Annotated in this window: 10 protein-coding genes; all 10 read left to right on the top strand. The window is 43.3% G+C overall.

From position 1 onward, the window contains the following. Window positions 1-21 precede the first annotated feature (21 nt). Window positions 22-2,049, top strand: coding sequence for a hypothetical protein (locus tag IIC38_11610; protein MCH8126597.1), 2,028 nt, complete (start codon window positions 22-24; stop codon window positions 2,047-2,049). A 52-nt stretch (window positions 2,050-2,101) separates the two neighbouring features. Then, a complete protein-coding gene (locus IIC38_11605) occupies window positions 2,102-3,754 on the top strand; it encodes a cyclic nucleotide-binding domain-containing protein (protein MCH8126596.1) in 1,653 nt (550 codons plus the stop codon). Continuing rightward, window positions 3,738-4,586 carry a hypothetical protein gene (locus IIC38_11600; GenBank protein MCH8126595.1) on the top strand — a complete coding sequence of 283 codons (849 nt, stop codon included), beginning with the start codon at window positions 3,738-3,740 and terminating at the stop codon, window positions 4,584-4,586. The genes IIC38_11605 and IIC38_11600 overlap by 17 nt, the downstream gene beginning before the upstream one ends. Window positions 4,587-4,629: 43 nt before the next feature. Then, window positions 4,630-6,180 carry a hypothetical protein gene (locus IIC38_11595; GenBank protein MCH8126594.1) on the top strand — a complete coding sequence of 517 codons (1,551 nt, stop codon included), beginning with the start codon at window positions 4,630-4,632 and terminating at the stop codon, window positions 6,178-6,180. 15 nt (window positions 6,181-6,195) lie between these two features. Beyond that, window positions 6,196-7,221 carry an FHA domain-containing protein gene (locus tag IIC38_11590; protein ID MCH8126593.1) on the top strand — a complete coding sequence of 342 codons (1,026 nt, stop codon included), beginning with the start codon at window positions 6,196-6,198 and terminating at the stop codon, window positions 7,219-7,221. A gap of 83 nt (window positions 7,222-7,304) precedes the next feature. Further along, on the top strand, window positions 7,305-9,653 hold the full coding sequence (locus IIC38_11585; protein ID MCH8126592.1) for an FAD-dependent oxidoreductase: 2,349 nt from the start codon (window positions 7,305-7,307) through the stop codon (window positions 9,651-9,653). Between the two features lies 1 nt (window position 9,654). Next, window positions 9,655-10,074 carry a protein phosphatase 2C domain-containing protein gene (locus tag IIC38_11580; protein ID MCH8126591.1) on the top strand — a complete coding sequence of 140 codons (420 nt, stop codon included), beginning with the start codon at window positions 9,655-9,657 and terminating at the stop codon, window positions 10,072-10,074. Between the two features lie 141 nt (window positions 10,075-10,215). Beyond that, window positions 10,216-10,446: a hypothetical protein gene (locus IIC38_11575; protein ID MCH8126590.1), complete on the top strand. Its 231-nt coding sequence runs from the start codon at window positions 10,216-10,218 to the stop codon at window positions 10,444-10,446. Between the two features lie 391 nt (window positions 10,447-10,837). Next, complete coding sequence (locus IIC38_11570; protein MCH8126589.1) at window positions 10,838-11,425, top strand: hypothetical protein; 588 nt, start codon at window positions 10,838-10,840, stop codon at window positions 11,423-11,425. Window positions 11,426-11,435: 10 nt separating this feature from the next. Further along, window positions 11,436-12,014, top strand: a 579-nt coding sequence (locus IIC38_11565; protein MCH8126588.1) for a hypothetical protein, incomplete at its 3' end; no start/stop codon positions are given.

The raw sequence follows: 12,014 nt of genomic DNA, 5'->3' as shown, positions 1-12,014 counted from the left end.
CAAATTATTGGTTTACTAAAAATGAAATCACGATTACAGAATTTCACCTATTGGGTTCTTTTGGGGATTGTTTCCGGGTCCGGCTTTTCAACAAGTTCAGCCCAGGAAACCACGAAGGAGAAATTTCTTTGGCACGATCCCAAAAAGATTGTAACAGCGAAGCCGTGCAACGAATGTCACCAATTAGAATATGGTGTGTGGGAAAAGACCAAGCACTCCACCAGTTTTAAGACGCTTCACCGCAAAGAATTAGCCGAAAGAATCACAAAAAATATGAGTTTTAAATTTATTAAGCGGGAGAGCTTGTGCTTGAAATGTCATTATACCGGTGTTATAAAAAATGAACAGCTTCGTGCAATATCAGGTGTCTCTTGCGAATCCTGCCACGGTGCAGCCAAAGATTGGATTGATGTTCATAATAATTACGGACCAGGAGCGAAATATAACACAGAATCGGCCGAGCACGAGGAACAGCGAATTCTGGAAAGTAAAAAAAATGGGATGTTGCGGCCGTCTGAGGTTTACGGAGTTGTGGCAAACTGCTTTCAATGCCATACAGTCCCGCACGAAAAACTAGTGAATGTCGGGGGGCATACAAGTGGTAGTCGCGATTTCGATTTACTTGATCGGATTGATGAGATTCGACACAATTTTCTACAGGCTCAATTTGACCCCTCGCGAAGTGAAAACGCGGAGCGATCACAAGAACAAAACCGCATCCTTTATGTTGTTGGCAAAGCGGTGGATTTGGAGTATAGCATTCGTGGCATGGCTGTGTCAAAAGAGACCGGCGGTTATGGCCGCGCAATGAATAGGAGAGTAAGGAGCGTCGTTAACAGCCTTATGGCAATTCAGAAAAGGATAGCAATTAAGGAAGTTCAGGATATGCTAAGCCTGCTTGGTGATGTAAATATCGGGCCAAACAACGAATCTGCTCTTTTGGATGTAGCTGCAAAAATCAGCGAAGCCACCAAAACATTTATCAGTAGAAATGATGGCAGTGAGCTTACTGCTCTAGACGGTGTGATTGCAGGAACGGAAAACCTGTTTGTAGTCGAAACGATTGATACGCTTGAAAAACCGGAATCCACAACCATTACGGATCAAGTTTCCATAGTCGACAAGAAATTAAAACCAGCCGGCGAAGCTCAAGCTGAGACAGAGAGTAATCCGCCTCCGGTTTATGCAAAGAAAAACTATATTCGGCCTCGGTCAAAGTTCAAGACGATTTTTCCAGGTTGCAATTGTCACTCCGATCAGATTAAATGGTGGGAATCAGATAAGCACTTTAATTCGGCAGAGCCATTTTTTAATAAAACTCAAAAAAATATTCAATTAGCAAGAAATTACGGTCTTAGTGTTTTAGATATGACCCGGGGAGATAATCTCTGTATGGATTGCCACGGAACGATCATTACGGATCAAGCATCTGAACAAGTATTCGATGGCGTCAGTTGTGAAAGCTGCCATGGACCTGCAAGTGGATATAACAAACCCCATCAGGAGGAAGGAAGGGCTTACCTGGAGGGTGAAAAATTTGGTATGGTTCAATTAGAGAATGTGGGCATTAGGGCGGAAGCCTGTGCACAATGTCATTATATCACCGACCCAAGGTTAATATCCGCAGGGCATCCAACCGGTACGGGACGTCCAAAAGGGAAAACTTTCAATTTGGTAGAGTGGAATAAAAAAATTATACATTGGGAGAGCCCAATTGTCAGCGTTGAAGAACTGGGGACTGCCTACGCGGAAACAAAACGGAAAAGAGGCGCCATTCCTGAAGTTGAAATCGTTTCGCGCAGACTACCAACCGAATCCCAAGAAGCTGGTTTAAGCCAGACAAGGGTTGCAGATCGCCAGAAGCCAACAGATGTCACGCCACCAATACCGCCACCAGTGAACATAAACCCTGGTCAGCTTATCGAAAAGAAGAATATCAAACTACCGCCATTTCCGGCTATTAACGACAGCACATCGATTGAGGAAATATTACTCATCTTAAAGAAACGGATAGAACTTTTATATGAACAAATTGGACGCCAGCAATAAAACGATTTTGATTCCGCAAGGCTTCCTTCTTGCATAATCTATTGAATTTAACATGGTAACTACACCCACTCAAATTAAACGTTTAGAGCAATACCGAGACCGCTGGAGTTCCTATGGCGCCAGTACCGGAATACTAGAATTATCAGAAAAATTGTCACCAAATGAATTAAAAAAGTATGCCCCGTTTAAGGACTATGATGACAAGTTTCTAGAAAGGATCAGTACGGATATCTCTGTTGCGAAATGGAAGAAGGACGCCATCATTTTTGAGGAAGGTTCCTATCTCGATCTGGCATTTTTTGTAGTCAAGGGCAGCGTTGAGGTCTATCTTTCCAAAGTGCAGACCGATACACAATTGGGCAGCCCCAGATTCGATTCGCACCGAACCCAAGTATTCAGCGAAGCGCAAACCCAGGCGAGAGATCGCGAAAAAGTATCGCTTTCGGATACCGTTTTTCACACCCAAATCAAAAAGCAGGGTAAACAGCAAGCCGACCTGGTGTTTTTGTCCGTAATGGACTTCAATATACCGATAGGGGATAAGGTGACACTGGGGCCCGGAGAAATCTTTGGCGAGATCGGAGCCTTGAGTGGATGGCCGCAGTCGGTGACGGCTCGAACCGTATCGGACTGTGAAATCGTTCAAGTGCGGGTGCCCGCACTACGCTTGATGAGACGAAAATCCACGGCTTTCAAGGATCGGATTGATAAGGCTTATAGAGATAGGTCTCTGTTTGCGCAGCTTAAGTTGACCCCGTTATTCCGGAATTGCGAAGATAGTTTTATCAGCGCACTTAAGGAGAAAGTAGAGTTGTTGTCCTGTGAGCCGGATCAAATCATTGTTCATGAAAGTGATTCCAGCGATGCACTTTACATTGTGCGTTCCGGATTTGTAAAACTTTCGCAGGCGATTGGTGACAATCAAATTGTGGTATCCTATTTGTCCAAGGGGATGACCCTTGGTGAAGTGGAATTGCTCATCCAGGATTTAGACGGCTGCTACCTTACTGCATCCTCCGTGGAGTTCTCGGAACTGATCAAGATAAACTATGACGATATGAAGCAAGTGATGCAGCAATTCCCCGGAATTGAGAGACAATTGTGGCAAGCAGCCATAGCCAGAATCAAAGAAACCGGTTCCAACAAGAAGAACATAGGCCAGTCGGAGTTCATTGAGTTTGCTCTCGAAAAGGGTTTGGTGCAGGGGAACAGTATTCTGGTGATTGACACAAATATTTGTACGCGTTGCGACGACTGCATGAAGGGATGTGCGGACACGCATGGCGGACTGCCCAGGTTTGTGCGCGAAGGTGAGAAATACGATAACCTCCTCATTACGCGCGCATGTTACCATTGCCGTGATCCCGTTTGTCTGGTTGGATGTCCGACCGGAGCCATTCACCGCACCAACGTGGGAGACGTGGTGGCCATAGATGAGAAATTATGCATCGGCTGCCAATCCTGTGCGAATAATTGCCCTTATGATGCGATCACTATGTTTGATACCGGAGAAGTTTGGCCCGGTGATATGGTACCACAAGGCCTGCGCGGTACAAAACGCCTTCTGGCCACAAAATGTGATTTATGTTATGATACCGGACACGGACCGGCATGTGTAAGCAATTGTCCACACGGCTGCGCCTTCCGTGTGGGCAGCATCGAGGAATTCCAGCAATTGTTATCAACCAATGAGTCCGCAAGATAACACATTCTATATCAAGTTTTGGGTAAGATCGCGTTTATGGTTTTGGGCGTTTGTCATCTCATGCATTGTATGTTTCGCGATTTATCTGATCAATGCTTCTTTCTGGCAAGTTCATCCCGGCAGCAACTGGGGTATCGGCTATGGTATCGCGGCCGCCATTCTTGTGCTGGGCGCTGCAGCCTATGGCATTCGGCGGCGGCGGATGAAATGGGTTTCAAAGCTGGGTCTGGGCAGATCACACACCTGGGTTCAGTTCCATGTCTACGGGGGTACGTTGTTCCTGCTCCTGGTCTTTATGCACACCGGTTTTCGTTACCCAACAGGCACACTTACAATCTGGTTGTGGTACTTAAGCATATGGATTACTTTGAGTGGGATCTTGGGCGTAATTCTGCAAAAGTGGATTCCAAGAGCACTTACTTCAGGTCTTAAATACGAAATTCATTATGAGAGAATTCCAGAACTCATTCACGAAATCAGGCAAAGGGCAGAGGAAATAATCGAAAGCTGCGACGAATCCATTAGGGAGTTCTACCAAAACAGTTTGGCCGCGGCATTTGTCGGACCGGAAACACGATGGATTTATTATATGGATATCACGGGTGGAATCCGGACTCAAACAAAACATTTCAGCTATTTGCGCAAGCTACTGCCGGCAGAACAAAGGGAAAAACTAGATCAATTAGAACAAATATACAAAACCAAACTGGAATTTGATGCACACTATACACTACAAAAGGCATTACGCTGGTGGCTTTACCTTCACATTCCCGTATCAATCGTTCTAATCGTTCTAGTAGGATTACATCTTTACTCAGTATTCTATTATTAGATGAAGTCACTGGATTAATTTAGCATAAAATAAAGAAGCCAGGATGCGAAGAAAAGGCACATTTGGGGATAGCAACCTCCCAATTTCAAAGAAATATATTTTCCCACCGTCCCGCAAAAACATGATATGGATTGGAGTTGTGGCGGCTGCTTTAATTTTATGTTACGCATTAATCAACATAAACTTTCAAGAAAGTAGCTTCATATCCAACGGGCCGTTATCGTCAAACCATGCAAATTTTGGAAACGATTGTGCCGCCTGTCACGATCAGTTTGCATCTGTTACTAATGAAAAGTGCAATGTGTGTCACGAAAAATTTGGGGATAAACTAGGTGTTTATTCTTACGATTCACATTATCTTTATCGTTCCGATGATTTTCGACGGCTTGTTTCTTCCGTAAGTGAAACGCCATGTTTCTCGTGCCATGCAGAACACTTAGGGCGTGATGCAAACATTACTAAACTGACTGATTCACAATGCCTCAAATGCCATCAGTTTGGTTCGTTCAATCAAAAGCATCCTGAATTTGAATTTGCCGCACAGAAGATTCCGGATAATTCGGGTCTAAAATTCACCCACATTGACCATGTGAACAGGGTAATGCAACGAGAAAACCTGGTCGACATTGAAAAGGCTTGTCTGCGTTGTCATAATACCAAATCCGACGGCAAGAGTTTTGAAGCGATTAGCTTTGACCGGCACTGTGATACGTGTCACCTTACCTCCAGTATAAATACTCCCTGGCTGCCAATCAGAACCGGATCAAACACGCCTGGTGTTGAAACTTTGCAGGGTATCAAAAAACTTAAAGGGCCAGGTACTCTGTGGGCATTTTATGTTAATCATAATGAATTCAGGAAACGGGGTAATAACATAAGAAAATCTCCCATCTACCACAAAGATCCGTGGATTATGGAGAATATGAAATTGATACGACGAAGAATATTTCCGAATATCGGCATTGCAGATCTGCTTACCGCTTCAGCAGATGTGCCTGCTCACGAAGTGAAGCTGTTGTATGAAGAAGCAATTGCAAAACTAAAAGAGTATTTACTTGAACTGCGGGCGCGTCCGGAGCGACAGGTGCAAAGTGACCTGGTAAGTATAGATCGTGCACTGAAGCAAATTGAAAAAAGACTTAGAGACCCTTACAGCACTCTCGATGACACCAAATTCCTTTTGAGTATCATGGAGCCGAATCCAAGATTAACGGAAAATGACTTCCAGAAATATGAGAGTTTAGTTGACAAGCTCACCCAACCTTGCCAGATGTGTCATGAAGTAGAAAATGCAACTGTTGTTCGCGTCCAGAAGGATCAAAGAGTCTTACGGCGGGCTGAATTCAATCATAGAGATCATATTTTGCAAAAAAGATGCTTAGAATGTCATACAGGAATTCCATTCACAGAGATACTCACAAGTAATAATAAACCAGACGCATCCATAGATCGAGCAGCAATTCAGAATATACCCACGATCGAGACCTGTCAGGAATGTCATCAACCGAAACTGACTTCCAATCGCTGTACTACATGTCACTATTTTCATCCAAACAAGAGTCAAAGATCTAATTTGTTGTTGTATTTCCAATAATCTGAATCTGTAAAAATGAAAGCTAAATTATTTTGCAAAACCGGTCAATTGGCTGGATCTGAATTCCAGGTAGGAAGCAGGGTTACTATTGGTTCTAAACCGGAGAATGATATTGTACTTTATCCGAACGTGATATCAGGAAACCATGCACAAATCTCTTTTGATGAGGACAGGAAATCCTATTACCTGGAGGACTTGAACAGCCGTAACGGCACAAAACTCGATGGAATGAGGGTAACACGCAAAGAAAAGCTAGGCAAGCTGCATGTCATTACGTTTGCAAAAGTGTTTGAATTCATATTTCAAGTTTTGGACGTTTCACCGAGACCTAAAGATGGCGATGCCGAAGTAGCCCAGGTAAAACCTGAGGCACAGATCCATCAGACCAAGTTTGATCCGGAACCAGTGCAATTACCGCAGATATTGGAAGAAGGTAAACCTCAGGAAACCAGGCAAGAGCTGGAAGTTGATACCGCTAAAACCAGGTTCGATGACGAGATTATAACTCCACCCGATATTGCCAAAGAGCAGGATGCTGGGGAAGAAAAGTCGGCGGTCGCAGAGGCAGACAAAACTAAAATGGGTGATGAATTCTTGCCGCTGCCGCGAATCTCCGAATCTGAAAATATTGATTCTGATGTTGTTCGAAATTCCAAAGCAAATGAGACGACTTTTGACGCTGATTTCATACAAATCCCAGAACTTAAAGCGGAAAAAACCCGGGAGGAATCGCCAGTTCATGAGACGCCACAACTCATCTTGGAATTTACAAATCTTGAGGATGAGTCCAAGACTTTTAAATTGAAAGAAGGTGAGTATGTAATTGGGCGGTCTGCTCAATGCGAGATACATATCGATGATCCGTCAATCTCCCGGAAACATGCGAGAGTCACAGTTTCTTCTAACAAAGTAAAGATTAAAGACCTGGAAAGCAAGAACCACACATTCCTCGATGATAAAGAGATGGAGGCAGAATTTGAGGTTGAGCCTGATGCTATCATCAAATTTGGTAAGGTGGAAGCAAAGCTTTTATCGAAATAATGATGTCCCCAATGGGATCGGTGGGATTGCTGTTTTATGAGAAATCATTGAAATAAGAAATCCTTTAAAGGAACTTACCACTCATGCCTAAAAACAAAGAAATCCTGGAAGACGGCACATTTATACTGAATGAGCCTGTCAAGCTGCCGGAAGTCCTGGATGTCCTCATCGTGGGTGGCGGGCCGGGCGGAACGGCCGCCGCCTTTCGCGCCAAAGAATTAGGGCTTTCCGCGCTGGTGATCGATATTGACGATTTGATGAAGCGGATCCGCGATTATGCCAAGGATAAGCTTCTGCTCCCAGGCTTCGGCGGTGCTGACAAAATGAGATTTCCCAAGGGAGATAAACTAATTCCTTTACTACACTTCTCTCCCATCGATAAGGATGAAATGTTTGGGAAGTGGAAGAATTACTATCGAGAAAATAATATTCCGGCAAAAGTTGGTGTCGAGCTAACCGGCCTGGAGCCCGGAAAAGATGGAATTTGGCAAACGAAGAACTGGAACCATAATACCAAGTCAGAGGAAATTATACTCGCGAAGCACATCGTACTCTCAGTTGGTTCCGGAATGCCGCGGCGGTTTGACATACCAGGCAACACCGAGGGGATCGCCTATCGACTCTCGGATCCTGATAATTATGTGAGCGCTCCTGTTTGTGTAATAGGCGGAGGCACATCGGCCGCCGAAGCAGTGATTGCCATATCCAATGCGAAAGCCGAGGCAAATGTTAAAACTGAAGTGTTTTGGTCCCATCGAGGCGACAAAATGCCCCTGGTTTCCAAAGCCCTGGCAGACGTTTTTTTTGATGCATTTGTGGGAAATGGCAACATCTGCAACCTTCCGCACAGCGAACCCAATGCGATTGTTACGTCGGAGGATCGCAAGGAATATCTCTCCGTTCGAATTGACCGCAAGGTTATTCCCGGACGTCCCAATGAGAGCGCCCACCTGGAATTTCCAAAAGAGAACTGTATTACCTGCATCGGCCAGGAAATCCCAGAGCGGTTCCTTAATTCAATAGGAATTTATATGGCAACGGGAACAGATAACAAGAAGCGTATGATTGTAACCCCTTTGCTGGAAACCCAGCAGCCAAACGTCTATTTGATCGGGGACATTTTGAGCAAGGCTCATTTTGAAACCGATGATTTCGACTCCGACCCTGCATCCTTTCGAAAAATCAAGCATTTGGGCAACATCAAATCCGCGGTGACTGACGGGGTTAAGGTGGTTGAAGTGATTGCGCAGAAACTGGCAGGAAAAGACGAAATTCATGTTGAGTTGGAATTCGTTGAGGAAGAGAAAAAGGTAGAAGAGGCTAAGGAGGCTATCTCGAAACCCGTGGCTGTCGTGGATAGCGAAGGCCCACCGAAGGAAAGCGTCGAACCTGCCCGTATAGAGGAAGAACATCCGGCATACCTTATCCGGGTTCTTCAAGACGATGTCGATGAGGATCACTATCCCTTGCTCAAGAATCAAGTCGCTACCATCGGCAGGAAAGAATGTGATATTAACTTTCCCGACGACACGATGTTATCGGACAAGCATGCATCTGTTTCGCACGGACCCGATGGTTATTTTCTCCGCGATGATGGCAGTGCAAACGGAGTTTTCCTGCGAGCGCCGGAAGGCAGATACATTAAAGCGGAACCGGGGAATCTTTTGCGTGTCGGCAGACAGTTCTTGCTCATTCGAAAAGAGAATGGCGGTTATGGCTTTGTTCATTATGATCAAACAGGGAAAGAGATAGGTCGTTATACCTTACCGGAAAAAACTATTGTCGTCGGAAGGCAGTCACCGGGTATCACGCTGCAAAAAAATGACATGACCCTTTCACGCAGCCATCTCGCCATGTCCGTGAAAGAAGAAGGATTATTCATAAAAGACCTAAGGAGTATGAACGGCAGCTATCTGAAGGTCAAAAATGCTGTAAAGTTGGAGGATGGCGATCAATTTCGAGTGGGCCGGCAGACTCTTAGGTTGAGCCTGGAAGAAGAAAAGGTCCGTCCTGATGTTCATTTCAGCATAATATCCAAAGCTTCAATAGTAACCGAGAAACCCACGGAACAACCAGAAGCTGGATTGGCGGAGAGACCGGCTGAACCGAAAATCTCTTCCGAACCAACTCCAAAGAGAGACATGGCTGTGACTTTTAAGAATGAGGGCAAGAGTTTTCCGATAGCACCGGGCCAATCCATATGTGAGATCGCCGAGAAAAATGATGTTGACATCGAAGCGGATTGTCATGCAGGAGGTTGTGGTAGAGATCCGATCCGAATCATTTCAGGAAAAGAAAATCTGAATGAGATGGATGACGAGGAAAGAGATACTCTGGAAGACATTTGTGACCTTGATCCGAATCAATACCGCCTTGCCTGTGTGTCAAGACCGAAAGGGGCCGTGGAGGTGGAGATTCTAAAGCAGAAATAAAATGTTAAGGATAGGCAAAAAATTATCTATAACAGTCGGGTATAATTCCGATATTGGGTTGGTCCGAAGCGAGAACCAGGATAGTTATGGTAAATTCCCTCCAGATAACGACGATCTCTCAGTACCAAACGGGCAGCTATTCATCATTGCGGACGGCATGGGAGGGCACAGCGGTGGGCAAGAAGCTAGTAGATTGGCAGTCGACGCTGTTCAACGCGCCTATTTTTCAAATTCGACCAACGATGCTGCGAAAGGTATTAGAAAAGCATTCGAGGCGGCAAACCACCAGATTTACAGCTATTCTATAAATAAACCTGAATACCAGGGAATGGGAACTACTTGTACAGTGCTTGCTTGTCTTCCAAATACTTTTTTTCAGAATTATTATCCAACCACATTTAAAACTATGTCCACAATCTGAAAAATTATCTATCTATCCAAATATTCAAATAAAGTCAAGAAAATCATTGACTTTGGACCTTTCAACTTTTAATTTGTTGTATTGCATAACCGGAAATTATCTCCAGACTAAAACCAAACACTATCTTGAGATAACCATATCATGATTGGTAAAACGATTTCGCATTACAAAATAATCAGGCAGCTTGGCCGAGGCGGGATGGGGGAGGTATATCTCGCAGAGGATTTAGAGCTAGGCCGCAAGGCCGCCGTCAAAATATTTTCCGCCGATTACTCGGATAATCCTGATTTCAGGGCCCAATTCAGGCGAGAGGCGGCAACCGCTGGTATTTTCTTAAGTACCGGCCCGTCAAAATGTTTGCGGCCTATTTAAAATACGCTGAAACATACCGAGATGACGTCGACGTGATCGGCAGCGGTGCGGATCAAATTAATGCCAATTTAGATAGAAGGGTGAGTGCGCAGCTTGAGATAAAGCTCTAAATACGAAATTGATTCATTCTAAAATTCTTTTAGAAATCACTTGACATTTTTAAATAATTTTAACATTTTAATATTAATGGTAAGTAAAGTAGGAATCTGATCTGTGTAGGGATAAAGGCCTAACTTGTTCTGCACTCTCAAATTTGACCTAGATCTTTTCGTCTACAATCTGGCTGAATATGGGCCCCGTTTTAAAATATTTTATTTAATCTCTCCAAAAAGTTAAAGGTTCTTCTTTGTAGAATAATTTTAATTGTGAATTATTTTAAGGGTCAATTAAAATGCTTGTAAGAAAGGTTACTTTACAAATCTGTTTGATAGTCCTTATCAATGCACCATTTTTATCTGCTCAATCCGTTAATCCCGCCGATAACTATAACTCGCTCTCTTTTTTTGTTGGGCCAAGTTTTAACAAAGTTGGCAATACCTTATCTTTCGAGACGGTTTACCACTCTAACTTCAAGTTAAACGTCTTTAAGCTTCTAAATGAATTCCAAATATCATATGATGTAAGCTTTATAACCTGGGGCAAATCCGTAGACAATATTGATTTCAGAGATTATGCTGTCTATTTTGTTCCACAATATACCGCCTTCAATGGGAACAAAATTCAATTGAAGATTGGGGGTGGGCTAATTGTACATCTGCTTAACACAAAGCTAAATAATTCAACAAATAACACCTCAAAAAATAGTGATCTAAAATTAGGGTTTGCATTTTCTGGGTACGCTAGATATAACGTGCATAAATATTTTGACCTTGCTTTTAAAACGCGATTCCAAATTGTTAAAAAACTAAATGCATTTGAACTGCTATTCGGTATAACCAGCAAAATACCTACAAATTTAACTAATTTGTTAACAATATAAAAGTTAAAAAATGAGCCTCTTGAAGAACAAAAGTATTTTTAGCTTATTCCTAATTATAGTTGTTACAAATTCTCTTGAAGGACAATCATTCAGTGGCGTTAGACCGATCGGAATGGGGAATGCCTTTGTAGCCGTCGCCGATGATGAAAACACCTTATATTTTAATCCAGCGGGGCTTAGTAGGTTAAATCGTGCTTATACAACTGTACTCATTAATGCTCAGGGAATTTTTGATAAAAATTCTCTTGATATTTACAAATTCTTGCTTAAAGAGCGTGACAATATTGAAAATGCATTGTCAGGTTTAGAAATCGAAGATGGTGACTTTTACGAAAAGTTAAAGGAACTCTCCGAAATACCGGGTGAAGGTGTTTTACGATACCGTTTGTTCGAAAGTGTAAGAAAGAACAGTGGATTCGGCCTTCATCCAGAACTCTTTACTCACTATACTTTAGATACGTTAGTTATTTCGGGAAAAACCAACCCAGATTTAAACATTCCGGTTTCTACAAGTATACGGTCGACTTTTACATTGGGATATTCAAAAAACCTTCCCTATGACAACGAAAATGCCACATTTGCTTATGGA

The organism is candidate division KSB1 bacterium (assembly GCA_022566355.1).
Lineage (GTDB): Bacteria > Zhuqueibacterota > JdFR-76 > JdFR-76 > DREG01 > JADFJB01.
The sequence above is the reverse complement of the archived record's forward strand: the minus strand, read 5'-3'. Positions and strand labels throughout refer to the sequence as shown.

What these genes read in the sequence shown, in the direction of transcription:
- IIC38_11610 (MCH8126597.1), top strand. Translation starts at nt 22, where the DNA reads ATGAAATCACGATTACAGAATTTCACCTATTGGGTTCTTTTGGGGATT.
- IIC38_11605 (MCH8126596.1), top strand. Translation starts at nt 2,102, where the DNA reads ATGGTAACTACACCCACTCAAATTAAACGTTTAGAGCAATACCGAGAC.
- IIC38_11600 (MCH8126595.1), top strand. Translation starts at nt 3,738, where the DNA reads ATGAGTCCGCAAGATAACACATTCTATATCAAGTTTTGGGTAAGATCG.
- IIC38_11595 (MCH8126594.1), top strand. Translation starts at nt 4,630, where the DNA reads ATGCGAAGAAAAGGCACATTTGGGGATAGCAACCTCCCAATTTCAAAG.
- IIC38_11590 (MCH8126593.1), top strand. Translation starts at nt 6,196, where the DNA reads ATGAAAGCTAAATTATTTTGCAAAACCGGTCAATTGGCTGGATCTGAA.
- IIC38_11585 (MCH8126592.1), top strand. Translation starts at nt 7,305, where the DNA reads ATGCCTAAAAACAAAGAAATCCTGGAAGACGGCACATTTATACTGAAT.
- IIC38_11580 (MCH8126591.1), top strand. Translation starts at nt 9,655, where the DNA reads ATGTTAAGGATAGGCAAAAAATTATCTATAACAGTCGGGTATAATTCC.
- IIC38_11575 (MCH8126590.1), top strand. Translation starts at nt 10,216, where the DNA reads ATGATTGGTAAAACGATTTCGCATTACAAAATAATCAGGCAGCTTGGC.
- IIC38_11570 (MCH8126589.1), top strand. Translation starts at nt 10,838, where the DNA reads ATGCTTGTAAGAAAGGTTACTTTACAAATCTGTTTGATAGTCCTTATC.